21 protein-coding genes are annotated in these 26,369 nt (G+C 65.1%); 15 read left to right on the forward strand and 6 right to left on the reverse strand.

The window, feature by feature from the left end; genetic code table 11:
* The first annotated feature begins 52 nt into the window (after positions 1 to 52).
* From ACIBCN_RS32720 to ACIBCN_RS32755, 8 genes are all read left to right on the forward strand, one after another.
* Positions 53 to 1,270 (forward strand): hypothetical protein, encoded by a 1,218-nt coding sequence (locus tag ACIBCN_RS32720; RefSeq protein WP_396995574.1) that lies wholly within the window; start codon positions 53 to 55, stop codon positions 1,268 to 1,270.
* Entirely contained in the window at positions 1,267 to 2,490 is a 1,224-nt protein-coding gene (locus ACIBCN_RS32725) for a hypothetical protein (RefSeq protein WP_396995575.1), read from the forward strand. Before ACIBCN_RS32720 ends, ACIBCN_RS32725 begins: the two co-directional genes overlap by 4 nt.
* Positions 2,491 to 2,563: 73 nt before the next feature.
* A complete protein-coding gene (locus tag ACIBCN_RS32730) occupies positions 2,564 to 4,129 on the forward strand; it encodes a serine/threonine-protein kinase (protein WP_396995576.1) in 1,566 nt (521 codons plus the stop codon).
* Between the two features lie 198 nt (positions 4,130 to 4,327).
* Positions 4,328 to 5,467: a hypothetical protein gene (locus ACIBCN_RS32735; protein WP_396995577.1), complete on the forward strand. Its 1,140-nt coding sequence runs from the start codon at positions 4,328 to 4,330 to the stop codon at positions 5,465 to 5,467.
* A gap of 179 nt (positions 5,468 to 5,646) precedes the next feature.
* Positions 5,647 to 6,732 carry a hypothetical protein gene (locus tag ACIBCN_RS32740; RefSeq protein WP_396995578.1) on the forward strand — a complete coding sequence of 362 codons (1,086 nt, stop codon included), beginning with the start codon at positions 5,647 to 5,649 and terminating at the stop codon, positions 6,730 to 6,732.
* 389 nt (positions 6,733 to 7,121) lie between these two features.
* On the forward strand, positions 7,122 to 7,439 hold the full coding sequence (locus ACIBCN_RS32745) for a WXG100 family type VII secretion target (protein WP_396995579.1): 318 nt from the start codon (positions 7,122 to 7,124) through the stop codon (positions 7,437 to 7,439).
* A gap of 36 nt (positions 7,440 to 7,475) precedes the next feature.
* Positions 7,476 to 7,772: a WXG100 family type VII secretion target gene (locus ACIBCN_RS32750; protein WP_396995580.1), complete on the forward strand. Its 297-nt coding sequence runs from the start codon at positions 7,476 to 7,478 to the stop codon at positions 7,770 to 7,772.
* Between the two features lie 132 nt (positions 7,773 to 7,904).
* Positions 7,905 to 8,336, forward strand: a complete 432-nt coding sequence (locus tag ACIBCN_RS32755; protein WP_396995581.1) for a hypothetical protein — start codon at positions 7,905 to 7,907, stop codon at positions 8,334 to 8,336.
* Positions 8,337 to 8,454: 118 nt separating this feature from the next.
* Here ACIBCN_RS32755 and ACIBCN_RS32760 read toward each other — a convergent pair whose 3' ends face one another.
* On the reverse strand, positions 8,455 to 9,891 hold the full coding sequence (locus tag ACIBCN_RS32760; protein ID WP_396995582.1) for a type VII secretion-associated protein: 1,437 nt from the start codon (positions 9,889 to 9,891) through the stop codon (positions 8,455 to 8,457).
* Positions 9,892 to 9,908: 17 nt separating this feature from the next.
* Entirely contained in the window at positions 9,909 to 13,943 is a 4,035-nt protein-coding gene (gene eccCa, locus ACIBCN_RS32765) for a type VII secretion protein EccCa (protein WP_396995583.1), read from the reverse strand.
* 203 nt (positions 13,944 to 14,146) lie between these two features.
* On the opposite strand from eccCa, the gene eccD reads away from it, so the two are divergent.
* From eccD to ACIBCN_RS32780, 3 genes are all read left to right on the forward strand, one after another.
* Positions 14,147 to 15,613 (forward strand): type VII secretion integral membrane protein EccD, encoded by a 1,467-nt coding sequence (eccD, locus tag ACIBCN_RS32770; RefSeq protein WP_396995584.1) that lies wholly within the window; start codon positions 14,147 to 14,149, stop codon positions 15,611 to 15,613.
* Between the two features lie 47 nt (positions 15,614 to 15,660).
* Positions 15,661 to 17,025, forward strand: a complete 1,365-nt coding sequence (mycP, locus tag ACIBCN_RS32775) for a type VII secretion-associated serine protease mycosin (RefSeq protein WP_396995729.1) — start codon at positions 15,661 to 15,663, stop codon at positions 17,023 to 17,025.
* 643 nt (positions 17,026 to 17,668) lie between these two features.
* Entirely contained in the window at positions 17,669 to 18,475 is an 807-nt protein-coding gene (locus ACIBCN_RS32780) for a potassium channel family protein (RefSeq protein WP_396995585.1), read from the forward strand.
* On the opposite strand, the gene ACIBCN_RS32785 is transcribed toward ACIBCN_RS32780, so the two are convergent.
* Both ACIBCN_RS32785 and ACIBCN_RS32790 read right to left on the reverse strand, forming a co-directional pair.
* Positions 18,472 to 19,458 carry an IS481 family transposase gene (locus ACIBCN_RS32785; protein WP_396995586.1) on the reverse strand — a complete coding sequence of 329 codons (987 nt, stop codon included), beginning with the start codon at positions 19,456 to 19,458 and terminating at the stop codon, positions 18,472 to 18,474. The genes ACIBCN_RS32780 and ACIBCN_RS32785 overlap by 4 nt on opposite strands.
* A gap of 87 nt (positions 19,459 to 19,545) precedes the next feature.
* Positions 19,546 to 19,911: a VOC family protein gene (locus ACIBCN_RS32790; RefSeq protein WP_396995587.1), complete on the reverse strand. Its 366-nt coding sequence runs from the start codon at positions 19,909 to 19,911 to the stop codon at positions 19,546 to 19,548.
* A 95-nt stretch (positions 19,912 to 20,006) separates the two neighbouring features.
* On the opposite strand from ACIBCN_RS32790, the gene ACIBCN_RS32795 reads away from it, so the two are divergent.
* Positions 20,007 to 20,972, forward strand: a complete 966-nt coding sequence (locus ACIBCN_RS32795) for a helix-turn-helix transcriptional regulator (protein WP_396995588.1) — start codon at positions 20,007 to 20,009, stop codon at positions 20,970 to 20,972.
* 57 nt (positions 20,973 to 21,029) lie between these two features.
* Here ACIBCN_RS32795 and eccB read toward each other — a convergent pair whose 3' ends face one another.
* On the reverse strand, positions 21,030 to 22,517 hold the full coding sequence (gene eccB / locus ACIBCN_RS32800; RefSeq protein WP_396995589.1) for a type VII secretion protein EccB: 1,488 nt from the start codon (positions 22,515 to 22,517) through the stop codon (positions 21,030 to 21,032).
* Positions 22,518 to 22,629: 112 nt separating this feature from the next.
* Here eccB and eccE point away from each other — a divergent pair, with 112 nt between their 5' ends.
* Positions 22,630 to 24,273 carry a type VII secretion protein EccE gene (gene eccE, locus ACIBCN_RS32805; RefSeq protein WP_396995590.1) on the forward strand — a complete coding sequence of 548 codons (1,644 nt, stop codon included), beginning with the start codon at positions 22,630 to 22,632 and terminating at the stop codon, positions 24,271 to 24,273.
* A 174-nt stretch (positions 24,274 to 24,447) separates the two neighbouring features.
* On the forward strand, positions 24,448 to 24,702 hold the full coding sequence (locus ACIBCN_RS32810; protein ID WP_396995591.1) for a hypothetical protein: 255 nt from the start codon (positions 24,448 to 24,450) through the stop codon (positions 24,700 to 24,702).
* A 144-nt stretch (positions 24,703 to 24,846) separates the two neighbouring features.
* On the opposite strand, the gene ACIBCN_RS32815 is transcribed toward ACIBCN_RS32810, so the two are convergent.
* Positions 24,847 to 25,407: an NADPH-dependent FMN reductase gene (locus ACIBCN_RS32815; RefSeq protein WP_396995592.1), complete on the reverse strand. Its 561-nt coding sequence runs from the start codon at positions 25,405 to 25,407 to the stop codon at positions 24,847 to 24,849.
* Positions 25,408 to 25,506: 99 nt separating this feature from the next.
* On the opposite strand from ACIBCN_RS32815, the gene ACIBCN_RS32820 reads away from it, so the two are divergent.
* On the forward strand, positions 25,507 to 26,340 hold the full coding sequence (locus ACIBCN_RS32820) for an NAD(P)H-binding protein (RefSeq protein ID WP_396995593.1): 834 nt from the start codon (positions 25,507 to 25,509) through the stop codon (positions 26,338 to 26,340).
* The last annotated feature ends 29 nt before the right edge of the window (positions 26,341 to 26,369 follow it).

Raw genomic sequence — 26,369 nt, forward strand, 5'->3', positions numbered from 1 at the left:
GCGTCAGGTGGTGACGTAGGATTCCGCGGGAACCACAGTTGGCAGGGGAGGGATGTTGCAGATCCGCGCGAACTCGATGCCGCGCTGGACGGCGTATGCCCTGGTCATGGCGGTAATACTCGCGATAGCCTGCGGTGGCTGCGGGTCGAATGAGCAGCGTACGGACAGTCAGGCCACGTCTATTGATCTCAGCAAGCTCGACGTCGGCAACTACGACACGAAACCGCGTCAATTGGGCGCGGTGAAAAGCCTCGAACAAGCCCGGATAATCGAAGCGGAACGGCTCGGCGATTTCGTACCCGTGCCGCTGGACATCGATCCCCGGTTCGCGCACAGCAATCAGTTCGTCGCGACGGTATTCACCGACCCGAAGTTCGCGCTCCGCGACACCATGGCGGTCGACCGGTTCGCCGAGGCCGCACCGGACTTCGTCGCGGGCTTCCAGAGTTACGGCCGTACCGAGGCCGATTCCAGGGGCATCGATCTGATGAACGCGGTGCTGATCTTTCCGGACGAGCAGAAGGCGACGGCCGCGGCCGCGGCACTGGAGCGCGTCGATCACGAGGCCAGCGATCGTAATACCACCGTGGCGATCCCGAAATACCCTGCGGCACACGCGCACTGGCAGCCAACCCAGCAGTCCATCGGATCCTGGTATGCCACCGGCAAATTCGTCGTCTATACCTGGATCTATGACTACCTGAAGGTCTATCTGGAAAAGGTCGACCTACCCGCCCTGCTCGCGCTGGTGCAGAAGAGCCTCGACGCGGTGGTTCCGTCCATCGCCAAGTTCAGTCCGACCCCGCCGGACAAACTCATGGGCCTGCAGATCGACCTCGACGGCATGCTCAACCGCACTATCGCGCGGCCGAAGGAAGACTCGTGGCTCAACCCGCCCGGTGCGTACCACGCCCGCACCGCCCTGCACTTCGTCAATGACCCGCCCGGCGCCCTGGCCGATATCGAAAAGGCAGGCGCCGACAGGTACGCGTCGAACGGAGTAGATCTCTACCGAGCACGCGACGCAGCCGCGGCCTCGGCATTGCAGAAGGATTTGGGCGGTCTGACAAAACGGTTCAAAAGCTCCGATTCGCCGGCGAATCTGCCCGCCGCCGACTGCCACGAGTACATCGGACGAGAGGCCATGGCGATCCGCTTCTACTGCTCGGTCTCCTACGATCGGTACGCCGCGTTCTCCGCGTCGCACCAATTGCTGGACGCACAACAGCGGATCTCGGCCGAGTACACGGTGCTGGTGAATACCAAATGAGGCGCGCGGTCGTACTGCCCTTCGCCGCTTTGCTGACGGCGGGCCTTACCGCGTGCGGCTCCGCCGTGGCAGGCAGCTCGCAGCCCGCCGAGGTCGATATTCGCAAACTCGATACCGGGTCCTACCCCACCGAGCCGCTCAATGCACACGATGACGACTATCAACCCGATTTCGTCACCATGCCGCACATCGCCGCAATGCGGTTGTCGGACTTCGTGTTACCCGCCTACGAGATCGATCCGCACCTGAAGTACGGCCAACTGCCGTTCGAGATAACGCGCGGAGGGCTGCCCGGCGAACTGGGTAGCGAAGGCGACATGAAGCCGATCGCCGAACGGAACAAATTGCTGTTCGGTTTCAAGACAACCGGTTTCGACCAGAAGACGACGATCGTCCCCTCCGCTTGGCCGATCAAGACGACCCAGCACGCGACGACGATCTCGACAATGGTGATGCAATTCCCCGATCCGGAGCGGGCCACGGCGGCCGCCGCACAGTTCTATGACGCGGATCTAGGCGCCAACCGGGAGCAGAACCAGCCGGTACCGCTGCCGAATTACCCCACCGCCCACGCCCATTGGCGTCCGGGTACACCGTTTTTGCGCGCTACCCTCGCACATGGGTCCTACGTCGTCGCCTTTCTGGTATCCACCAACGAGCCGGACCTCAGCGCGCTGACTGAACTCACCGAAAAGTCCTATGCCGCACAACTTCCCGTGCTGGACCAGCTGAAGCCGCTCACCGACGAAGAACTGTTCGACTTGCCATGGGACACCGACCATCTGCTGAGCCGCGCCTTGAATCCGAACAAGTCCGAACGACCGGCAATCGGCAGTCAGGCGCTCTACAGTCTGCGCGGCATCGTGCAGTACGCCGACGACCTGAGTGTCGCGAAACAACAGTTCAGCGCGATGAACGCGGATCGATTCGCGGTGTCCGACGGCACCATCGTGGCCCGCACGCCGGACGCCGCTGCGGCGAAAAAGATTGTCGCCGAACGACGCACCCCCGCACCGATAGCGCGCGACGCCGATGCCCCACCGAATGTGCCGGATTCCGCGTGCGTCGAGAACAAACGCGCGGCCATGGACTTCGACATAAAGCGATTCACCTGCATCGTCGCGTATCGCCAATTCGCGGGGTTCGTCACCGGCGATCAATTGCTGGACGTGCAGCAACGCGCCGCCGCGCAGTACGCGATTTTCGCGAACAGCCGCTGATGCGACGCACCCGGCCCGCCCCGCGCGTTCCAGTATGCTGCCGCGTGGGGACCGACTCAGGAGATTGTGGATCATGGCGATAAGCCCCGGCACCATCGTGGGCGGGTACCGCGTCCAGGGCGTGCTCGGCGCGGGCGGCATGGGCACCGTTTACCTGGCCAAACATCCCAGTCTGCCGCGCATGGACGCGCTGAAGGTGCTCAGCGGCGAACTCAGCAACGACCACGAGTTCCGCACCCGCTTCGAGCGCGAGGCCAATCTCGCCGCCGGCCTCGACCATCCGAACATCGTCTCGGTCTACAACCGGGGCGAAGAAGACGGTCAGCTGTGGATCGCCATGCAGTACGTCGACGGCACCGACGCCGCCGCCGAGCTGGCCCGCGACAAGCGGGCGATGAATCCGCTACGCGCACTGCGCATTACCACCGAGGTTGGCAAAGGCCTCGACTACGCGCACCGAAAAGGCTTGCTGCACCGTGACGTCAAGCCGGCCAACTTCCTGCTCTCATCGACCGAGGGTGACGAAGAACGCGTGCTGCTAACAGATTTCGGCGTCGCCAAGTCCAACGACGACACCACCGAGCTCACCCAGACCGGCAGCTTCGTCGCCACCATCGCCTATGCCCCGCCCGAGCAATTGGTCGGCGGCCACCTCGATCACCGGGCCGACATCTACAGCCTGGCGTGCGCCTTCTTCAAGCTGCTCACCGGCCGAAACCCTTACCCGGCAACGCAACCCGCGCTGGTCATGATGGGGCACCTACACGAGCCGCCGCCGCTCGCCACCGCCGTCGATCCCCGCCTGCCTGCCGCCATCGATCATGTCTTCGCCAAAGCGATGGCGAAGGACCCGACCGATCGTTTCAACACCTGCCGCGAGTTCACTGACGCGGCCGCGAGCGCCCTCTCTCCCGGCTATGTCCCGGCCCCTATGAGCACCTCGGCCACCTATCCCGTTCAGGCCTACGATTCCCGGCCGAATACCGATCCGCGCGTTGCGTTTTCGGGGCCTCAAACACTGGCCCCGCCCACCGGTTCGCGCCGTCGATGGGTCATCGGAGCGAGTGCCGGTGTCGTCGTTGTCACGCTGGCAGCGGGTCTCGGGATCTGGGGGCTCGGCGGTAGCGACAAACCCGGCACCAACACCGCCGTCGCCACCACCGCGGCCAGCTCCACGGCCGCCGTGAGTGCGTTGCCGTCGATCGAGCAGGCCCGCGCCACCAATCCAGCCTTCCGTGGCAAGACCATCACGGTGGTGGATGTGCCACATTCGACCGGTTCGAACAAACAAGTCTCGATCTTCCTCGGCGGCACCGCGCAGTCGAAGTTCCTCGAAGACTTGGGCTTTGTCTACAACTTGAACTACGTGGCACAGGGTGGCGAATCGTCGCCGCGAGTGATGAATGCGGGCGACCCGCTCGAGGTAGCGTCCGACAGCTACGTCCTCGCGGTTCGCACCGACGAAGACGCCGGAAGCGGCGGGCTCCGCGGGCTGCCCTACCAGGTCGCGGGTACTCGGGCGACCGTTATCCCGCTGGACGATCCAGAGGCCGTGGCCGCATTCCGCAACTGGACTCCGACCTCGGAAAAGACCCTCCTCGACAAGTTGGTCCCGCTATTGCAGAAGCGGGTCAAGTAGCCCGAGCAGTGTCGCGGGACAGCGGTTCCGGGTGTTATGTTGCGGACCGCGATACGTCGCCTGCGCAGACTGGGCAGCGCGCGCGTACACACCCGGGGGGATCATTGTTCGTTGGCTCGTCCTCCTGCTCGTCGGCAAATGGAGGGAACGATGCGGAGACCGCTGAGAGCACTGGCCGCCGGACTGGCTGTCCTGTCGGTGGGCACCGCAGGCTGTGGGTCGGATGCCCCTCCGCCGCCGCCCGCCGTCGACATCAGCCAGCTCGACGTAGGTAGCTACGCGACCGCACCACGTGAGATCGGCAAACCCGGATTCGACCGTGCGCGGGTTACCGAAGGTCAGCGCCTCGCCAGCTTTGTCCCCTTACCGATGGACATCGAACCCCGGTTCACCGTCCAGATGGTTTCCGGCATCTCAGCGACAATGGGGTTCATCGAAACCCTGTATACACCCACGCTTTCCGCTGACACCTTCCGAGAATTGGCACCGGGGTTCACAGCGGGTTTCTATAGCCTCGGGTATTCCGAGAAGGATGTGTTGATCGCGAACACCCTCGCGAACACCGTGCTGTTGTTCTCCGATCAGCAGGCCGCCACTAGGGCCGCCGCAGCTCTCGCACCGGCCGTCGCCGCAAAGAAGGGGCTGAGCGAACGGGTCGTCATCGGCAAGCATCCGGACGCTCTCGCATACTGGAAACCCGGGACGCAGGAGCTTTACTCGTTCCAGGCAAGCGGGCCGTACGTCATCTACACGGCGATCACGGATGCGGCCAAGGTCGTGCTCGGCACCACCGATCTACCCGCCATGGTCGCGCTTGTGGAGAAGAGCCTCGAAGCGGCCGGCGCCCGACTGGGCGAGTTCCACCCAACTCCACTGGACAAGCTGACAGATATACCCCTGGATCACGACGGCATGCTCGGCCGCTCACTTCCGCGACCGAACGACGATGGTTGGGACAACCCTCCCGGTTTGTACGATCGCACCGGCGCGCTGCATATGAGCGCTGATCCCGCGCGGGACAAGAAGTTGTTCGAGGAAGCCGGGGTCGATTGGATGGCGAACAACGCTGGGCTCCTCTATCGCGCGAAGAATGCGAAAGGTGCGCAGCTTATTCGAGACAGCCACAGCGCGCCGAGCAAGCTGTATCGCCGGATTGATTCGCCGAAGAATCTTCCCGATACACGCTGCCGCGAGTACCGCCCGAAGGATTCGCTCGTCTCCAGGTTTCATTGCGTAGCGTCCTACGACCGATACGCTGCGGAGGTGTGGTCAGATCAGCGGATCGACGTGCTCCAGCGGATCTCGGCACAGTACGCAATTCTCACGAAGGCGAAGTGAGCCGCGTGGTCAACCTGCGTTTGCGACACGTATCCACCGTCCTGGTCCTGCTCGCCATCGCCGGGTGCGGTGCGCCGATCACCGGAACACCGCGCCCCGGTGAGATGGACGTCCGCACCCTCGACATCGGCCCATATTCGACCGAGCCGCTGGACTCCTACTTCGACTACCAGCACTCGGTGCGCAGCGGGACCGCGCTGGCCATCCCACGCCTCGCGAACCATGTGGTAATCGGCATCGATATCGACGCCAAACTGCGCTACGGCACCGGCGTGCAGGAGATCACCAAGCCCGACGACGTCAAGAACGTCCTGGCAGAGCAGGCCGTACCGATCGCTGCCCGGAACAAGATGCAGTTCGGATTCGCCTCCGGCAGTAGCGATTTCCAGCCGGAACTCGCCGTAGCCTTGCCCCCGGATTCGACCCTCACCACCGTGACTGTCATGCAGTTCCCGGACAACGAGTCTGCCGCCAGGGCAGCCGCCGAATTCGACGAGACCGATTTCGCGGTGGCCCCGGACCAGAACGAACGCGTGCAGCTCACGAAATATCCACTGGCGCATTCTCATTGGCGCCCTGGAACACCGACGATTGGTTCAGCCCTCGCACACGGCAACTATGTTGTAAATACCTTCATAAGTATGCCCCGGCCTGACCGCGCCGAACTGACCGCTCTGGTCGAGAAGATCTATTCAGCCCAGCTTCCGATGCTCGACGCCCTCCCGCCATTGTCGCCGGAACAGGTACTGCGATTGGATAACGACCCGGATGGCATGCTCCGCCGCGTACTCAATCCGGACAAGCTCGGCGTACCCGATGTCAGCATGCTTGCGACATACGAAGCGCAGGGACTCCTGCACTTCCAGACCGACCGCATGGCGGCAAAAGACCTGTACGCCGATGCCGAACGTGTCGCCGTCTCGTCGGCCTATATCGCGTCGACAAACACTTACACCAGAGGGATCGCGCAGAGCTTCGGTAAGGGAACTGGCCGGACCTTGAACGGCGGCCTTCTGTTCCGGACACGGGATGGCGACTCGGCCCGATCGCTGTGGTCGAAAATTCTCGACGCACCGGATCCCGGCCAGGCACCGTCGAACGTTCCGGACAGCAAATGCGCTGAGATTCCTACTGACAGATACGTCAAAGACTTCGTGTGCGCCGTGCGATACCGCAACTACGTCGGTTACGTCTGGAGCACTCAGCTGTTGGACACACAGCAACGTGCCGCTGCGCAGTACGCACTGCTTGCCAACAGCCAGTAGCACCCGGCACCCACCCAGCCCTGACGTTTTCCTGCCGATATACCCACGATCTGCTGTAGCGAGAGCGATAGTGGTTGGGTAAGGTACAAGCCAGCCAGCCCACTCGCCAATCAAGACATCAGCGAGCAGGGGGAAGGAGGGGAGCCGAGCGCTGGCGTTGCAGACATGCCAAGATGACCACGTCCGTGACCTGTCGAGCGGCCCATACGCGGCCCCGACACTATGGACGAGCACGGCAAAGGACACTGGGGTCTGATCTCCGTAGGGGGAGATCCAAAATTTCTCGAGTCGGATGGAACCGATCAGACCTATCGAGCGTCCAATCAGATGTACAGGCCAACTGGGGGCTTCTGCCGTTGGCCGAGACGGGAAACCGAGAAGGAGCCGAAATGGCAGGACAGCTTAGCGCGAATCAGGACGTCATCCGGGATTTCGCGAACAACTGCAGGGATCGTCACCGCGACCTCGAGACGGCGGTCAAGTTGCTGGCCGGGAGGAAAGAGGACACGGTCGCTACCTGGTCAGGCCAGGCCAAGGAAGCGTTCAACAACCTCATGAACTCTTACTTCGAACAGGCGCGGAAGCTGAACGACGCCCTGGACCAGACTGCCGACAAGCTCACCAAGGCCGGACAGGCCTTCGCGGCCCAGGACGAGCAGTTCGCCCAGCAGGTGAAGCAGCAGGCTTCCAGCCTGACGCTTCCCTGATCGCCGAACCACCAGATACTGAAGGAGAAGACGACAATGAGTGATCCCAACACAATCGCCTCCAACTTCGGCTCGGTTGAGGCTGGTGCCCAGTCGATCGTGTCCGAAGCGAAGAACATCTCGAGCATGCTCGAGGACTTCCACAAGCAGGTCACCGACTTCGTGACCAACAACTGGAAGGGTGACGCCAACGACGCGTTCGCCTCGCTCCAGTCGCAGTGGAACACCAACGTCAGCCAGCTGAACACCACGCTGGAGACTGCTGGCCGGGCCGTCAGCACCGGCAACTCGGATCTGCAGACCACCGACACCAGCCTCGCTGGTCTTTTCTGAGATCCTGTCTCGGCCAATTCGGGCCCCCGGCAAGCAACTTGCCGGGGGCCCGAATTATGTGCGGTCCGATCGTGCGAGAACCCGCGTTGCAGCAGCGTCAACGGCTCCATATCTTGACTAGGCACAAAGGTTATGGATAAAGGCGAAGCGGCCCGCGGCGCGCGGCTGCTTGCCTCCGACATCGAGAATTCGCTGGGTTTTTCCGCGCAGGTCACTTCTGACGTCACGGAAGAATGGCTTACGTTCAGGGAACGAACAGGACGTCCCGCGCCGAATTCCCTGGTCGGCCTTAGCGTTCCCACGGTGGGCTCTTGGGCGGCACTCGACCCTGGCGAACCGGGGAGCACGTCCGCCGAGGAGTTCGCGATGGCGTTGGCCCGAATCCTGCAGGACGACATCCAGATCCACACCCGGGAGCTATGGCCGAAGGATCCGACCACCAGCGGTCGGGCGCTGCACCCGACCGAGCGCGGTTGGCAAAGTCTGGCGTACCGCGCGTATCTCGTGTCGTACGGCCAGCTACGCCCGGATGGGCCACCTTCGCTACCAGGTAAAACTTCGTGACGGCGTGAACCACCGTAGCTATCCGTCGAATCGGCCGTAGTCCATTCGCACACAAACGAATCGCGAACTCAATAGGGTTGTACCGCAAGCCTTTTACCGGGATCGAGCAAGGCTTGCACTACTGAATCACGCGGACCGAACTGCCGAAATTCTCGCACGTAGTCGATAAAGACTGCCAGTCGTTGTCGGCATATTGGCAGCCAACACTGACCTGAATCCCGTACTCCAGCAGCACATGCCAGCGAACCGTTGAGCCGTCACCAGGACGTTCAGTGTAGGCAAGGGTGGAACGGCCGCCGTAGACGACGTCACGCTTCAGATCGGACATCACACCGGCCGGGCGCTGGTTCATCTGGGTCTCCAGCTTCGCCGCGACCTGCTCATAGCTCGCGCCCGGTGCGACCGGGGTTTGCGTCACAGTGACGCGTAAGCGAGCCCCGTCGTCCGGGGACAGATCCACTCGGGATTTGCCGTTGGCATCAGGCGTCGACGCGATGTGCCAGCCATCCGGGGCCTGAAAGCGAATGCGCCCATACGTTTCCGGCCCGGCCGTGGCGGTGGGTACGGAGGCGGTGCTGCTCGGTGCCGATTCACTGCTCGGCGGCGAGGTGGTGCCCGGCGCGGCGGTCGGGTTGTCGTCAGGTCGGTTCAGCAACACAACCCCACCGACGATGACGGCGGCAACCACAACCACCGCGGCAATGGCGGCACCCACATATCCGAGACCGCTACGGCGAGGCCGCTGCGCGGCGGCCCGTTCGCGCAGCGGCTGCATCCACTCGGTCTGTGGCAGCGCGGACGGCAATTCAGCCTGCTGGATCGGTTCAGTCTGATGGCCGCGGATGAGTTCGGGCCCGGTGAGTGCTCGCAGCCCGACACCCGGCCCGCACCGCTGCTGAACGGCCGTACGGAGGAGCTCGAGCTTCCCGACATCGGTGACACCCACGGTTTGTGCGAGATCAGCGGGCTGGCCGTCGAGGAGCCGATCGATCAACGCGCACAGTGCGGTGAAGCCGCGCGATTCCGGAAGTACCTCGGCGAGGGCCAGAGTTGGCGCGTGCTCACAGGATTCGATGTGCACACCCTGATGGCTGCGGATAACCGCGGTTGCCGTGGTGGTGAGGGCGCCGAACTCCAGCACCAGCGTGCGACGACTATGGCTGGTGCCCTCGTCCGCCGCAACGGCCCGCACCGCGAGCTCCTCGAACACGACATCCGCCGTGAAGCGACGCGCCGCCTGGTCGAGCACGGAGCGACGCGACGCGCCCCATTCGGTCGGACAGATCAAGGTGATCCGCTCGCACGGCGCGGCGACCCGCAGGTTCTCCAGCACGGCGGCGAACACGGCGGTCAGCGCGTCGACGACAGACGGGACGCGGGGCAGCAACGCGACTGCCTCGGCAGGCACGTATTGCACCGCGGAACTCACCTGGGTCGGCGGCGTCAGCGACTCACCCACCACCAGGTCGAACCCGTTGCTGCCCAACACGATCGAGGGCGCCAGGTCCCAGTGCGTCGTCGCGCCACGCGCCCAGACGCGTGTGTCGGTGACCACGAGCTCGACGGTGGACATCAGGTTGTCGGCGGCATCCAGGCCGTCTGAATCAGACCCTCGAAGTTCTTCGCGACATAGGTTCCGCGCCCTGGCGGCAGCAGGCTCGGCCGCGTCGTACCCATCAGCACACCCTCGTCCCGGCTACAACTCATGATCAGACCGGCCGCGGTGAGGTCCTTCATCCTGGCCAGCGTGGCCTCGAACATCGCGCGGCCCGCACCACCCGAGCGCCGGGCGATGATCAGATGGAAGCCGAGATCACGGGCGTGCGCCAGCTGCTCCAGCAACGCCTGAACCGGGTTACCACTGGACGTGGCCACCAGGTCGTAGTCGTCGATGATGACGTAAAGCTCGGGTCCGCTCCACCATGAGCGTTCCTTCAACTGCTGCGGCGTCACATCCGGGGCCGGCGACCGATTCTCGACATACGCGGCGAGATCGACCATGTTCTGGGTGAACTGGGGCGCGGTCGAACCATATCCGGCAAGGTAGCCCTCCGGCACGATGCCGAGCATGGAACGCCGATAGTCGCCCATGATGATCCGCGCTTGGTCCGGGGTGTTCGACGCACAGATGCTCTCGACGATGGAGCGCAACAGCGTTGTCTTGCCGGACTCGGTGTCGCCGATGATGATGCAGTGCGGGGTCACGTTGAAGTCCAGGTAGACCGGGGCCAACTCGGCTTCGTTGATACCGAGTGGGAATCGCATGCACTTCACCGAATGGTCGAGCTGCGATGGCCAGTTCCCGGCCAGGTAGAGCATCTGCTCGCGCGGCAGTTCCTCGGGCAGCATGCGCACCGGCGGGGCTGGGCGGCCCGGGGTCAACCGGGCGATGGTCGCGACCGCTTCGCCGACAGCCTGGCCGATATCGCTCGGGTCCGAACTGCCATCGATGCGCGGCAGACCGGTCAGCATGTGCAAGGTGTCCGGCGTCATACCGCGGCCTGGGCGGGCCTGCGGAACCATCGAGGCGAACTTGCGACCGAGGTCGGAATCCATCGGATCACCAAGGCGCAGTTCGATTCTGGTGGCGATCTGATCCTTCAGCGCGGGCCGCGCCTCCCGCCAGCCTGCCAGCGCGATGACGATGTGCACGCCATACGACAGACCCTGCACGGCCAGGTTCATGATCGTCTGTTCGAGCAGCTCGAAGTCCTGGCGGATGGAGCCGAAGCCGTCGATCACCAAAAACACATCGCCGAACGGATCCTCGTGCGCGCCGGTCGCGGCCGGGCTGCTGGCCGGATCCATGGCGCGCAGCCTGCGGAACTCGGTCATCGACTCGATGCCGAGCTGCCGGAACCTGGCCTCGCGGGTACGCACGATGGTGGTCATTTCGGCGACGGTCCGCCGGACCTGGTCGCCGTCCAATCGGCTTGCGACAGAACCGACATGCGGCAGACCCTGCAGGCTCATCAGCGTGCCACCACCGAAGTCGAGGCAGTAGAACTGCACCTGCTCGGCGGTGTGGGTGAGCGACATCGCCATGATCAGCGTGCGCAGCGCCGTCGACTTGCCGGACTGCGGGCCGCCGACGACGGCGACGTTGCCGCGAGCACCGGACAGGTCGACGACCATCGGGTCACGCCGCTGGTCGTACGGCCGGTCGACGATGCCGATCGGCGCACGCAGCGTGGCCACCGCGGCGTATTCGCCGGTGAGGATGGAGCGCGGGATGAGCTGGTCGAGCGTCGGCGCCTCGTCCAGCGGCGGCAGCCAGATCTCGTGCGCGGGACGGCCGTGGCCGTTGATCCGCGAGACCAGCATGTGCACGTTGGAGACCTGTTCGCCGTCGTCGCCCTGCTGCTCGCTCTCGGTCGGCTCGGCGGGCAGCGGGACCCGGTCGATCGCCCGGAAATCCACGTGCGTGGCGGTGAACGGCCGCGCCTTGATGTCGATGTCGCCGGATTGGGTGGCGACGGTGATATCGCGCTGCGAGCCGCCGCCGACGTACGCGCCGGAAACGTAGGAGGCCTGGAATCGGACGATCTCGCCGGAGTCCGACTTCAGGTAGCCGCCACCGGGGTTGTTCGGCAGGTTGTAGGCGTCGGGCACGCCGAGCACCTGGCGGGATTCGTTGGCGGAGAAGGTCTTCAAGCCGATCCGGTAGGACAGGTGGCTCTCCAGGCCCTTCAGCTTGCCCTCTTCGAGGCGCTGCGAGGCGAGCAGCAGGTGCACGTGCAGCGAGCGGCCGAGCCGACCGATCATCACGAACAGTTCCGCGAAATCCGGGTGCTGGGTGAGCAGTTCGGAGAACTCGTCGAGCACCACGAACAGCGCGGGCAGCGGATCGAGGTCGGCGCCCGCCGCGCGGGCCTTCTCGTATTCGGAGACGTTGGCGAAGTTGCCCGCGGCACGCAGTACTTCCTGGCGGCGGTTCATCTCACCGGCCAGCGCGTCCTTCATACGGTCGACGAGGTCGGCTTCTTCTTCCAGGTTGGTGATGACGGCCGCGACGTGCGGGACGCTGTCCAACCCGAGGAACGTCGCACCACCCTTGAAGTCGACGAGCACCAGGTTGAGCTGGTCCGGCGAGTGCGTGGCGAGCAGGCTGAGCACCAGCGTGCGCAGGAACTCCGACTTACCGGAACCGGTCGCGCCGATGCACAGGCCGTGCGGGCCCATGCCGTTCTCGGCGGCTTCCTTGATGTCGAGTTCGACGGGCAGGCCGTCGGCGCCGACGCCGAAGGCCACCCGCAGCCGCTCCCGGCCGTAGCGCGGGCGCCACGCGTGTTCGGGGTTGAACATGCCGATGTCGCCGAGGCCCATCAGCTGACTCCACGTCGAAATCACCTCGGAGTCATCGGTTTCCACGTCGCTGCTGCGCTGGGTCGCCGCGCGGTACGGCGCGAGCCTGCGGGCCACCTGCTGCGCCTGCTGCGGGCTGATCCGGTCGATCAGCGCGAAGCGCTCCTGGTTGCCGGTCGCGCCGCGGCCGACGCACTCGCCGTTCTCCACGATCATCTTGATGCCGCGCGACACCGCCAACCGCGGCGCGTAGCCGCACAGGTCGATGATGGTGACACCCTCGTAGCCCGATTCGCGCAGCTGATCATCCTCGGCCTCCAGCAGGCCGCCGTCGACGATGATCACGATGTGCACCATGTTCGCGTTGGCAGGCTGGTTACGCGAGTACCGGACCCGGTTGCCGAGCAGCGGCTGCAGGCCGGCCATGGCTTCCCGGATCGAGCCGTAGAACATGCGCTGGGTGCCGATGCCGTCCTGCGCGTCGGGATGCTGGGTGTGCGGGAGCCACTTGGTCCACTCCCATTCGCGCGCGGTGTCCGGACCGCAGACCACCGCGAACAGCACCTGGTCCGGCGCCTGGAACATGCTGAGCTGCAACAGCATCGCGCGGGTCATGTCCCTGGCCTCGACGCGATCGCCGTCCAGCGCGATGGTCGCGAAGCCCTTGACCGCGATCGCGGTCGGCAGGTCGGGCACGGTCGAGTGCGCGCGCACGAAGCGGCGCAGCGAGACGGCCGCGATCGGCTCGAGCTCTTCGACCGGTCCGGTCTCCGGCGCGACCAGGCGGGTCGCCAGCCGTTGACCGCCGACGCCGATGCGGGCGTGGCAGAAATCCTTGTCGCCGGCCCGGCGCTCCCACATGCGGCTGGTGCCCGCGAGCATCCAGATCAGGGTGGGCTCGGGATGGCTCCACTCGACCGAGGCGCGCTGCTGGGTGGCCGTGGTGTCGACGTCGCGGCGCACCTGGTCCAGATAGCGCAGATAGTCCTTGCGGTCCTCGTTCGCCTCGGCGGCCTTGGCGCCCTTGCCGCCGCCCTGGCCCGCGAACATGCCGACCATCGAGAACATCATCATGAGCGGGAACATCATGCTCATCGGATTCGACCCGATGCCACCGCCCTGGGTGAACATCAGCGCCATCATGCCGACCATGCCGACGATCATCACGACCGGCATCAGCTTCATCAGCAGGCTGCCGGGGGTTACCCGAGGGATCTCGGGCGGCGGCTGCAAAGTGACCTCGCCACCAGGCGAACGCGGCATCTCTCGGCGCGCCCTGCGCTGGAACCGGACGGTACTCATTCCTGCACCTCGCCGGCGCTCGGTTCCCTCATGGTGCGAGAATCCCCCTCCTCGACTGCTGTGATTCCGGCTCAGTGTAGAGGCCGTCGCCGACATGTCGTACAGTTCGACCAGCATTCTGCTGCCCGAACCGTGGGTTCGCAAACTCGACGTAGGGTCTCGGGTTTGCGAAAATACGAGGTAGAAGACGAGTTGGGGGAAGCTTGACGCACGCGCGACTTGACCACATCGATGAAAACTCCTCGCACGGCATCGTGCGCGCACCGGATCTTGCCCGGGTGACCATCCTCGCCAAGCACACCCAGGTGGATATGGCGATCCCGGTCGACGTGCCTGTCGCGCTGGTGATTCCGAGCGTCGTCGACATGGTCGCACAGCACAGCCGTTCCAATGACTTCGACAACGAGGGCGAGCGCTTCGAGCCGGCCGAGTGGGTGCTGGCGCGGATCGGTCATCCGCCCTTCTCCAATTCGCTCAGCCTCGGCGAGCACGGTGTCCGCGACGGCGAGCTGCTCATGCTGGAAAGCGCCTCGCACACCGCGCCGACGCCGCTGTTCGACGACATCATGTACAACGTCGCGATCGCCGACACCGACCATTACCGCAGCTGGACCCCGAAGGTCGCGCGGATCACCGGTTCGGTGCTCGCGGCGCTCACCATGCTCGTCGGCTGTCTCGGTCTGCTGCTGTCCACCGGTTCGCTGCCCTACTGGGTCAGCGGTTCGGTCGCCTTGGCCGTGACGATCCTGCTCGTGGTCGCGGCCATGGTGCTCAGCCGCATGTACGGCGACACCTCGACGGCACTGGTCCTCGGCGGCTGCGCGCTACCGACCGCCTTCACCGCGGGCATGCTCTACGTACCCGACCACTACGGCTGGCCGAACCTCCTGCTCGGCTCGGTATTGCTCGGCGCGACAGCGGTATTGGCATGGCGAGTCAGCGGCGTCGGCCTCGCGCTGTTCATCGGCGCCACCACCCTCGCGGTCTACGCGGTACCCGCCGCCCTGGTCGGCCTGCTCACCGCGCAGCCGGAACGCGCGATCGGCGCGGGTGCCGCGGCGCTCGGACTGGCCGGTCTCGCCATGGGACCGCGGATCTCCATGCTGCTGGCCAAACTGCCACTGCCGCCGGTCCCCTCGCCCGGCACCCCGATCGACCCGACCGAGGACGACCCCGACGATCACCGCGCCCTGCCCACCATGGAGGCACTGCGGGTGAAGTCGGAACGAGCCCGCATGTACCTGGCCGGCCTGGTCGCCGCCACCACCGCGGTCACCGTCGTCGGCGCACTAGCCGCCACCGACCCGATGGCCGACAACCCGTACTGGCAAGGCATCGGCCTGGCCATCGTGTGCGCCGCAGTGCTGATGTTCCGCAGCCGCACCTACGCGGGCGCCGAACAAGCCGTCGTCCTCATCGCGGGCGGCGCGGGCATCGTGCTGATCATGTTGGTAGGAGCCGGTTTCGAGATGGAACAACCCCTCGCGGTCTTCGGCGCCGCGATGGTCATCCTGATCGCCGCCCTCATCCTCGGCATCATCATCCCCAACCAATCCGCCACCCCGCCCATGCGCCGCGGCGTCGAACTCCTCGAATACGCCTTCGTCGCCGCCGTCCTCCCCCTCGTCTTCTGGGTAGCCGGCCTCTACTCCCTCGTCCGCGGGCTGTGAACCGGATCCTGCGCACCGGCGCGGCAGCGACGGTGCTCGCACTGAGCATGTCGTTCGGGTTGGGCGCGAGTCAGGGTGTGGCGTACGCGGATCGGCCGCCACCGGTGGACCCGACGTTGCTGCCAGCAGGCGACCCCGCCGCACCGCCGGACAAGACCGAGCAGAAGTCCAACGCCCCGTGCGTAAGTACCCAGCAAGGCGGGGCAGGCCCTACCACTCCGATACCGCAGTTGGCCCTCAATCTGGACACTGCCCAGAAGTTCTCCCAGGGCGCAGGACAACTCGTCGCGGTCATCGATACCGGCGTCGCGCGCCACCCGCGCCTACCCGACCTCGACGCTGGTGGCGACTATGTAGCCGAAGGCGGTGACGGTACCAGCGACTGCGACGCACACGGCACCGTCGTCGCAGGCATCATTGGCGCAAAACCCGTTGCGGGTCAAGGCTTTTCCGGTGTAGCGCCCGACGCACGGATCCTGACAATTCGACAGAACAGCGGACTGTTCCAGAAAGCGGGCCGGACAGGCGAACAGCGACCCGAGGACGGGCCGGACGGGTACGGCCCAATATATACGCTCGCGTCCGCAGTGCGGCGCGCTGCGGACCGAGGTGCGACGGTAATCAATATCTCACTCGTCTTATGCGCGGAACGTTCCCATAACCTCGACGACGGAGCGCTAGGCGCCGCCCTCCGATACGCCACCCTCGAGCACAATGCCGTTGTCGTGGTGGCTGCGGGCAACAAGGAGAAGGCTTGCAACGCAGGCAACCCCGATGTCGATCCCGTCAACCCGCGCGGTGATCTATGGAAGAACCTGAACACCAACATCACGCCTGCTCGTTTCGATGATTATGTCCTCGCCGTGGGTTCCGTCGACAAGAATGGGCAACCATCGAAATTCACCGTGCCCGGTCCCTGGTTAGGCGTGGCAGCACCCGGTGAGGACATCGTGTCACTTGATGCCCGCGGCACCGGCACCATCACCGGATTCGTGAACGAACAGCAGGGGGTTACACCCCTACAAGGCACCAGCTTCGCTGCGCCGTACGTCGCCGGTGTGGTTGCACTCGTGCGCGCTCGCTTTCCCGAACTGAGCGCACTCGAGGTGATCAAGCGCATCGAGGCCACCGCGCACGCACCCGCCGAAGGGTGGAATCCCTACGTCGGCTACGGCGCGATCGACCCGGTCGCCGCCTTGACCGACGAGGTCCCGCCCACCCTGCCCCCGAAGCAAGCGACCAGTCCCAACAGCAAGCAGCTCGCAGTCCCCGCGCCCACACCACCGCCGGACAACCGAGCCCGCAATATCGCCCTGATCGGCAGCGGCACCGTTGCCATCCTGCTGATCCTCGGCATGCTCGCGTCCTTCCCGATCCGCCGCCGATTCGGCATCTCCGGCGACGATATGTAGCAGCAGGGCCTCAGCGAAACTCGCTGAGGCCCTACTCTATTCGTGTCGGCTACCTACTCCACACCGGCTGAGGTAGATCAACCGGCCGCTACATGAGTCATAGGAGACGGAGAGTAGGTGCCATCCTCCGGGTGGTATGAGCACAACCAGTAGCGACCGTCGGGCTGGCTGTCGACGTATCGGTAGCAGTCGTCCTTTACGTCAAATTTCAAGCTTGGATCTACATCGGCTAGAGCCGACCCACTATTGAGCGTCGCAACTCCCCCCAACGCCGCCGCAATGATGAAAGTTGAGGCGATTGCTTTCAGCGTGTTCTTCATTCTTCCCCTCTTCAGTTGTCCGTGCGACTATCTCGCTCGGATTCGGCTGAACCCCAGCAACGGGGCGCCTGAGCGCTCCCGACTACGCCGTTCCCACCCGAAACTTGTTCTGACACTTGGTATGACGCAGCAAGATCGCGATCGGTTCCATCGATTCGGGGATTTCTGTGGTCCGATCGGCACAGCGGAGGTTTCGCCAATGCACTCGGCTCGGCTCGGCGACTCATGCGAGCTGACGGGATATCGGGTGGGGTGCAGGTAGCGTCTGCACGGCAAACCGCGGTACACAGGGTGCCCGATTCGAACCGACGCAGGTAGTTCCCATGGAGCAGCAAGAGCAAGCAGTCAGCAGCATGTCCGCCGCGAAGGGACCGAGTCGCAGGCAGGCGTGGGAGCGGGTCACCGGGGTGCCGATGGTGCTGCTCGCGGTGCTGTTTCTCGGCGTCTATGCGTGGTTCGTGCTCGATACCGGCGCCTCGCCACAGTTGGATGCCTGGCTCGGCCGGGTGGACGTGGTGATCTGGGTGCTGTTCGCGGTCGACTTCGTGATGCGACTCGGGTTGTCCACTCGCCGTTGGGAATTCCTGCGCACGCATCCGGTGGAGCTGTTGATCGTGATTGTGCCGCCGTTTCGGCCGCTGCGGTTGGTGCGGGCGGCGGTGCTGGTGCTCGGCACGTTGAACCGGCACACGTTGACGCACCGCACCCGGCTGGCGGTGTTCGTCGGCACCAGCTCGGTGCTGATCCTGTTCCTGTGCAGCCTGGCCTTTTTCGACGCCGAGTACGGCGTGGAGGGCAGCAAGGTGCTGAATTTCGGTGACGCACTGTGGTGGTCGGCGGTCTCTGTCACAACGGTCGGCTACGGCGACGTCTACCCGGTCACCGTCGAGGGCAGGTTGATCTCCCTGGTGCTGATGACCTTCGGCATCGGCATCATCTCCTTCGCCATCGGCACCACCACCAGCTGGGTGATCGATCAGCTGAAGACCGTCGAGGAGTCCGCCGACCGCACCGATCGGGAGATCACGGTGCTGGTCGAGGAGATTCGGGCGTTGCGCGCCGAGATCGCCGCACTACACGCGAACGACGCCGCGAAAACCTCGAATTCCGTTGGCGCGGACCGCCTCTAGTTGTACTGGTCGGGGACGTTGATCAATCGTGAGAACGGCGGCTGGTTGCCGCAAGCGGTGTGCGGACGGTGCTGGTTGTAGTGGTGCAGCCACGGCAGCAGAGCGTCTCGGCGTTGTTGCTCGCTGGTGTAGCAGCGGGCGTAGGCCCAGCCGTCGGCCATGGTGCGGTGGAAGCGCTCGACCTTGCCGTTGGTCTGGGGACGGTAAGGGCGCGTGAACTTCGGCGTGATCGAGGGGGTGCCGCACGTGTCGCGCCACAAGTAGGACCGGTAGGCGCCTCCATTGTCCGAGAGCACCCTCTCGATGGTGACGCCGCGCTCGGCGAACCACTCCACCGCGCGGTGCAGCACGCCGACTGCGGTCACACCCGTCTCGTCATCGTGAACCTCGGTGTAGGCGACGCGAGAGTGGTCGTCGATGACGGTGTGCACAAACGCGTATCCGAGCTTCGGGCCACCATAGGCGTTGCGTGACGTACCCGGTGTCGCGACGCGGTGCTTCTCGCCTTGACGGCGACCGACGTAGCGCCAGCCGCCGCCATCGGGGATATTCCCGAGCTTCTTCACGTCCACGTGCACAAGCGATCCCGGGTGGTCGTGCTCATACCGCCGGACGGGTTCACCAGTCGCGCGATCGACGTAGGCAAGTCGGTTCAGTCGCGCTGATCGCAGGATTCGGTGCACTGTCGACGGGGCGATGTCGAGTCTCGCGGCGAGCTGGACCGGCCCTTCTCGCAGACGCAGTCGCAGGCTGACGCACCTCTTCGTCACGGTCTTGGGTGTCTTGGTCGGAGTCCTCCGCGGCCGTGAGGATCGGTCCTGCGTGGACTCGCCTGCAAGGTAGCGGTCGACCCACCTCTTCACGGTCGGCCAGGACACCTGGAATCGGGCCGCGACTTCGCTGATTGGCCAGCCGTCGTCAACGACGAGTCGAGCGACTTTCATACGGTGGCGCGGGGTGAGGACGGCGTTCGGATGTGACATTTCTGCGCTCCTGGACAGGATGAAGGGCCGACCATCGTGTGTGGTCGGCCCTTCGAGAACGAACTTGGTGGGTAGGGGGCGTGCAGGTCAGTCCACCGGGGAGACCCGGATGAGGTTGCCGTCGGGGTCCGTAATCACGAATGTGCGGCCGAAGACAGCGTCGTGCGGCTTCTCCACGACATGGACTCCCTTCGAGACCCAACTCGTGAAGATCTCGTCAACTGCGGATGGTGGTCCCGGCACCATGAGTCCAACCTCGCTCGTGCGAGGGGTGCTCGGGACCGCGTGCTCGCTGTAGCCCGTCCACAGCGCGAACAGGACACCAGGGGCAACCTCAAAAGCAACGTAGTGGGGACTGATGAAGGTCGGTTCGATCTCGAACAAGTCGCTGTAGAAGGTGGTAGCGGCCTTGGCATCGCGGACGCCGATCAGGAACAGGTTCGGTGCGGGCATAGAGCGCTCCTCAACTCGATGATTTCTCGGTACCGCTTCAGCTGATCGCCTCATCGCGACAGAACCTGTCACCTTTTCTGCAAACATTGGTCAGCATGAAGGCTTCGAGGCTGTTGCACCTCTTGCTGCTCCTGCAGACCCGTCAGCGCATCACCACCACCGAGCTCGCCGAGCGTCTGGAAGTGTCTCGGCGGACTGTGCTGCGGGATGTCGAGGCGCTCTCGACAGCAGGTGTGCCTGTTTATGCCGAACGCGGGCGCAACGGTGGGATCGTCCTGCTCCCCGGTGCACGGCTCAACGCATCCCATCTGGAACCACCAGAGCTGGAGGCCCTCTCCGTGGCTGGTTTGGACAGCACGCAACTCGAGCGCATGGGCCTGTCCGCGGTGCGGGAGTCGGCCGCGCGCAAGATCGCCGCCCGCCAGGCCGCAGCACCTGAGTCCCCGAGCCCGCTGCGACTGGCGGACCTGGTGCTGGTGGACAGCACCGCGTGGTTTGCTGACTCAGAGGCAGCGGTCGACGTATCGGATCTGGCCTCGGCCCTGCGACACCGACGACAGCTGCGAATCCAATACCGGCGCAGCGCCGAGAAACAGGCCTCAACGCGAGTGGTCGACCCGTACGGGATCGTGGCGAAATCAGGCCGCTGGTATCTCATCGCCGACGACCAGGGGACCAGTCGGCTGTTCGCTCTGGAACGACTCTCGGCCTACGAACAACTCGACGCGCCAGCTGCTCTCCGACCAGACGAAACCCTCCCCACCAGATGGGCCGCGTTGAAGGAACGCACCGAGGGGCAAGGTCGCGTGAGCGTGACCTTCCGCCTACCAAAAAATGGCCTCGACCTGGCGAGGCGCATCCTCGGCACCCGCATTCACGATGTCTCCGACGCGGAAAACGGCTGGTGCACCGTCGTCGTCCGCTACCCCGACATCGAGTCAGTGCGTCAGCTCCTCCAATTCGGCGACCACATCGAGATACTCACCCCGGAGACAGCCCGCAAACGCATCACTCAGCTCGCCAGAGACCTGGCTGAAAGACACTCAACCCCAGCCTCGTGACCGCCGATGGGAACGCCCTGCTCTCAATTAACGTCTCCGGTCAGTACATCTAGTCGACTACTTCGCCGACGCGATCGGCTGCTTGGCCGGACTCTGATCAGGGGCGACGCCGTCGTGGGCGACCATGGCTTCCTCGCGGCCCATGGTCGGTCCGCCGGCGAGTAGACCGACGATCGGCCATGGTGCGGGCTCTGGCGTCACGCCGCCCTCGGTGTCCATACCGAGCGCTTTCGCCGCATCCTTGTTCTTGATGCCGAAGCGCACGCCGGTGTCGGAGATGTAGAACAGGCTGTCCTTGCGGCGGCTGTCCGGTTCGATGCCGGTGGTTTGGACGAAGGCGCCCGAACCCGGCTTGAAGTACACCGAGTCGACGTTGTCGCCCTTGCCGTCGGCCTGCGCGAGCGGGACCAGCTTGGCGCTGCTCGGCATCGGCAGATCGCTGGCGTCGATCACGGCCAATTCGGCACGCACGGCGACGTCGGTGTTGCCCGCCGCGCCGGTGATCGGCTTCCATGACAAGCAGCTCACCGGTCGAGAGCTGGTTTGGATGATGGTGGGCGCGACGTCCGGGTAGCTGTCCACTTTCAACGCCCTGGACGGCTGCGCGCGGGCCGCCTCGAAGTCGCCGATGGCCGTACCGTGGTCCGCGCTCGGCTGCGAACTGCGGATGATCGCGGCGGTCAGCGGGCTGATCGGCTGCAGGCCGTCGCGCAGGATCACGGAGTTCTGATCGGCCTTGCCGGCAATCTGAACCACCGTGCCGATCTTCAGATTGTTGATCGAGTAGCTGGGCGTCCCGCCTGGATCGTCGATCTTCGGCGGCATGATCTGATTCACCTCGGGGATGGAGTTCAGCAGCCCTTCGCTGATCGGCCGCGGGGTCGCGCCTCGGATCTTCAACGGAACGGTGACCGACGGGTCGTTCATGTCGACGCGCGCCCGCGTGTTGTTCCACACCAGGTAGGTCGCGTCTTTGCCCTTCACCAGCAGGCCTTGGTCGCGGCCCATGGCCGACGCTTTGTCGCTGAGATCGAGGTCGCCGATCAATACCGAGGTGGTGCGATCATCGCTGCCATCCGTCTTCAACGAATCACAGACGGTCCAGCTCCGTCCCTTGCCCGCCTTGTCGAAGATCAGCGAACTCGGCGCACCGGGGATGCCGATCAGCTGGCCACGCGGCTTGTTACCGAGCTCGGAGTCCTTGACGACCGTCGGCTTGGACGAGTCGTCAGCGGCCAAGCGGGCTGAAGCAAGGTTGAGGGTGGGATATACGACGTTGTCGATCTGCACGTAGACGCCGCCGGATTCCTTCGCGATCAGGATCTTGGCGTTGTCGATCTTTCCCTGCGGGCGCAGCAGTGCGAGTACACCGCAGCCGGCCAACACGACGATCGCCAAAACCAGCCCGGCCGCGTAGGCCCGCGACTGCGAGCGCATCGGGTCGTGCAGCATCCGCACGTCCCGGCGGACCAGGGCGTGCTCCATCCGGCGAACCAGAAAGCGGTAGCCGCTGACCTGCCACCGAGTGGTGGGTTTTGAAGGCATTATTCCTCCCCCGAACAGTGCTCACGTTCGCGCAACACAGTACAGTTCCCGAGGACTCTTGTTCAGCTCGGCCACTACTAAACGGCCGACACCGGGTACTTGGGGGACGACGATGGCGGAACCTGCCGGGGCGGGACCACGGCCGCTCCTTGGCCGAATCTCGCTGCAGAATCTGTTGATTGCGCAGGTCATCGGCTTTATCGCAGGCGTGGGGGCATTGCTCGCCGGGCTGCAGCCGTTGATCGCGCTCGGGGTGGGCATCGTCGTCGCGCTGATTCCGCTGATCCCGATCGCCAAGCGCACCGTGCTGGACTGGATCGCGACCTGGTGGCGCTACCTCACCAAGCGTGAGTACGAGATCGGCCAGACCGTCGACTACCGCGGCACCGACGGGCGCTCACTCGGGCTGTACTGGGAGGGCAGCCGAGTGGTCACGGTCGTCGAGGTGCTCGCACCTCCCGGCGGGCTGACCAGGATCGCCCGCAACACCGTGCACGCCTCGCACCTGCTTCCGCTGCCGGAACTGGCGAAATGCCTGAGCCAGCACGACATCCTGCTGAGCGGCATCGACATCGTCAGCCATGGGCACCGCAGCAGGTCGGGTACGCCGGCGGGCAAGATCTACGAATCGCTGCTCGGGCCGCTGCCCGCCACCGCGCATCGCACCGTCTGGCTGGCGATCGGTTTCGACGCGGTGGCGTGCCCGGAGGCGGCGGCGCGACGGGGCGGCGGCGCGGAGGGCGCTTCCCGCGCGGTCACCATCGCGACCCAGCGCATCATGCGCGCGCTGGAAGACGCCGACTGCAATGCCCGCATCCTGACCGCGCCGGAAATCCGCAAAGCGGTCCTGCAGATCACCAGCGGCTTCGACCCACGCACCCTCGAACATCGTTGGCGCTACGCCGAAATCGGCAACAGCGTGAACATCGGCATGGCCGTCGATCCGAAGCGGCTCGGCTCGGATCTGCTCGCGCAGCTGTGGGTGGCGCCGTCGCGCGGCACCACGGTGGCGGTGCGGCTGCGGCCGGGTAGCTCGGCGGAGTCGGTGAGCATCGGCGCCGCGTGGCGACTGACCGCGCGGGAACTGCCGGAGCGCAGCAAGCTGTCCGGCATGGTGTCAATGCACGGACGGCACCGCGACGGGCTGCTCGCCCATCTGCCGCTCGCCGTACCCGGCGTGGACGCGACCGTCCCGATGAGTGAATACCCGATCGACCTGATCGACGCGCTGCACCTGCCGTCCTCGGGCTGCGGTCAGCTGATCGGCTCGGACGATGAGGGCAACGGCGTCGCGGTTCGTATCGTCGGCGCGGGCATCTCGACCGTCTACGTGGCCGGAGAGCTGTATCTCGCACAGCAATTGGTGTTCCGCGCCCTCGCGGTCGGCGAACGCATCCTGATCCGCACCGATCGCGCACACGCCTGGGAAAACCTGGTCACCACCATCGGCAACCCCGAGCGGCTCACCCTCGCGGTCGAAACCCACCAGTCCGACGCGGGTTTCACCGCGACCGTGGTGGACGGCGTCCTCGCGCCCGCCCCGCACGCCGGTGTCACCACGATCTACGTCACCGGCGACCCGATGGGCTGGCCGGCCACCCGCCCCGATCTCTCCCTGCACCAACCCCAAGCGATCGGCAACCACGTCATCCTGCGCACCGGCACCGCCCAGGTAGACCTCACCCTCGTCTCCATCCCTCGCGAAGCCACCTACATCGGCCACCCCCGCGGTCGCCGCGTACCGCAGCACCAATAGGCACCCAACTAGTCGTGCGAACGGCCTTGTGCGCGAGGGAATTCGGGGCTGAATCAGCCCGGCGGCGATACTGCATCGAACGCAAGGCTTGACGGCTTCAAGATCGGCAAGCTAGCGTTCGCTTGCGCGGCTCCGTTCGAGCTGTTCTATTGGGGTTTTCGGGGAGGACCATTCATGAAGCTTTCGATCTATGCATTCACCTCACTGTTGGCCGCTGGCATCGCTTCTGCGGCACTGAATCCGGGTGTCGCGAGTGCCTTGCCGTCCGGTTGTACGCTGGGAAGTTCCTCGGTCGTCTGCGATACGGCGAAACAATGCGCAGATGCACGCAATGAGCTCAAGGGGCAGCATCCGCAGATCAGTTATTGCTCTAACCAGCAGCCGGACAAGGACCGCTGGGAATATGTACATATAGCGACCTGGTACTAACCATGGGCTCACACCACGGCGCAGCGGTGGCGAGCGCAAGCTGACGTAGCGCACCTGTTGACGCGCCACGCACGATTCGTGCGTGGCGCGTCGCTCTTTGCGAAGCAAGTGCATTGGCGCGCCAGCGCGATTGGTGCGCGACGGTCAGCCGGGGTAGGGGTCGGTGGTTCGGGCGGTGCGCAGGGTTCTTGCCCACCAGGAGAGTTGGCGGAGCATGCGGGTGGTGGCGTCGATGGCGGCGCCGTCTCGGGTTTCGCCTGCGGCGTCGAATTGGCGCTTGGCCTGGTGGAAGCTGACGCTTTCGCGGATCGAGACCATGTGGATTTCGGCGACGACCTGACGTAACTGTTCCACGGCGCGCAGGCCGCCGGAGAGTCCGCCGTAGGAGACGAAACCGATGGGCTTGGCGCGCCATTCGTGTTTGGCGGTGTCGAAGGCGGTCTTCAGGGACGCCGGGTAGCCGTGGTTGTACTCGGAGGTGATCGCGACGAAGGCGTCTGCGGCGGCGAGGCGGGATCGGAAGGCCACGGCTTCGGGGGTGTCGGTGAGATCGGTCGGCAAGTGCGTGTCCGCCAAATCGATGACGCCCGTGTCGAACTCGGGGTGCGCGCGTACTGTGCGCAGGAACCAGTCGGCGACCACCGGAGCGAAACGCTCCGGACGCACGCTGGCCACGATGACCTCGAGCCGCAACGGAGTGTCCACCGCGTGAGCGTAACGGGCGCGGCCGGACGGAGTCCGTCAATAGACTGCGCGTGGCCGAGTGAATGCGGCAATGCGTGGCGGGTCCGGAAGGAAATCGAAATGATCTTGGTAACCGGTGCGACCGGAAACATCGGCGGCGAACTGGTGACGGTGCTGAGCGAGTCCGGGACGCAGGTGCGTGCGCTGGTACGCGATCCGGCGACGGCCACGCTGCCCGCCGGCGTCGCAGCGGTGACCGGCGATCTGAACCGGCCGGAGACCATGACCGATGCCCTCGACGGAGTCGGCGCGCTGTTCCTGCTGCCTGGCTACGACAACCAGGCCGATCTGCTCGACCGCGCGAAAAAGGCTGGCGTGCAACGGATCGTGCAGCTATCCAGCGCTTCGGCGGCCCTCCAGGACATGGACAACGCGGTCTCGCGCTACATGACGCTGTCCGAGCGGGCAGTGCGCGAATCCGAATTGGCATGGACCTTCCTGCGGCCGCGGTCGTTCATGTCGAACGCCCTGCGCTGGCTACCGCAGCTCGCGGTCGGCGACGTGGTGCGGGTGCAGTTCCCCGATGTCCGGGTCGGCGCGATCGACCCCGCTGACATCGCCGCAGTGGCCGCCCTGGCCCTCACCGGCGACGACCTCGACGGCCGGATACTCGAGTTGACCGGCCCGCAGGCGCTGCGGCCCGCCGACCAAATCGCGGTGCTAGCGACACTTTTGAACCGGCAGCTCGTCGCGCACGGGCTCACCACCGCGGAGACCAAGGCGGAGCTGGAAGCAACCATGCCGCAGCACTACGTCGACGCCTTCCTGAGCTTCTTCGCTGACGGCACGCTGGACGAGGAGACGTTGTACCCCACGGTGCAGGACGTCACCGGCCGTGCACCGCGCACCTTCGAGCAGTGGGCGCACGCGCACGCCGCCGACTTCGCCCACTGACCCCCTCACTACCGCTCGCACCGTCGAAT

Source organism: Nocardia sp. NPDC051052 (assembly GCF_044456045.1).
Lineage (GTDB): Bacteria > Actinomycetota > Actinomycetes > Mycobacteriales > Mycobacteriaceae > Nocardia.

Bases quoted from the DNA above. Each gene is read 5' to 3' on its own strand.
- ACIBCN_RS32755 (WP_396995581.1), top strand. From the start codon at position 7,905: ATGGATAAAGGCGAAGCGGCCCGCGGCGCGCGGCTGCTTGCCTCCGAC.
- ACIBCN_RS32745 (WP_396995579.1), top strand. From the start codon at position 7,122: ATGGCAGGACAGCTTAGCGCGAATCAGGACGTCATCCGGGATTTCGCG.
- eccB (WP_396995589.1), bottom strand. From the start codon at position 22,517: ATGCCTTCAAAACCCACCACTCGGTGGCAGGTCAGCGGCTACCGCTTT.
- ACIBCN_RS32810 (WP_396995591.1), top strand. From the start codon at position 24,448: ATGAAGCTTTCGATCTATGCATTCACCTCACTGTTGGCCGCTGGCATC.
- ACIBCN_RS32820 (WP_396995593.1), top strand. From the start codon at position 25,507: ATGATCTTGGTAACCGGTGCGACCGGAAACATCGGCGGCGAACTGGTG.
- ACIBCN_RS32725 (WP_396995575.1), top strand. From the start codon at position 1,267: ATGAGGCGCGCGGTCGTACTGCCCTTCGCCGCTTTGCTGACGGCGGGC.
- ACIBCN_RS32795 (WP_396995588.1), top strand. From the start codon at position 20,007: ATGAAGGCTTCGAGGCTGTTGCACCTCTTGCTGCTCCTGCAGACCCGT.
- eccCa (WP_396995583.1), bottom strand. From the start codon at position 13,943: ATGAGTACCGTCCGGTTCCAGCGCAGGGCGCGCCGAGAGATGCCGCGT.
- ACIBCN_RS32750 (WP_396995580.1), top strand. From the start codon at position 7,476: ATGAGTGATCCCAACACAATCGCCTCCAACTTCGGCTCGGTTGAGGCT.
- ACIBCN_RS32730 (WP_396995576.1), top strand. From the start codon at position 2,564: ATGGCGATAAGCCCCGGCACCATCGTGGGCGGGTACCGCGTCCAGGGC.
- ACIBCN_RS32720 (WP_396995574.1), top strand. From the start codon at position 53: ATGTTGCAGATCCGCGCGAACTCGATGCCGCGCTGGACGGCGTATGCC.
- mycP (WP_396995729.1), top strand. From the start codon at position 15,661: ATGTCGTTCGGGTTGGGCGCGAGTCAGGGTGTGGCGTACGCGGATCGG.
- ACIBCN_RS32780 (WP_396995585.1), top strand. From the start codon at position 17,669: ATGGAGCAGCAAGAGCAAGCAGTCAGCAGCATGTCCGCCGCGAAGGGA.
- eccE (WP_396995590.1), top strand. From the start codon at position 22,630: ATGGCGGAACCTGCCGGGGCGGGACCACGGCCGCTCCTTGGCCGAATC.
- ACIBCN_RS32790 (WP_396995587.1), bottom strand. From the start codon at position 19,911: ATGCCCGCACCGAACCTGTTCCTGATCGGCGTCCGCGATGCCAAGGCC.
- ACIBCN_RS32785 (WP_396995586.1), bottom strand. From the start codon at position 19,458: ATGTCACATCCGAACGCCGTCCTCACCCCGCGCCACCGTATGAAAGTC.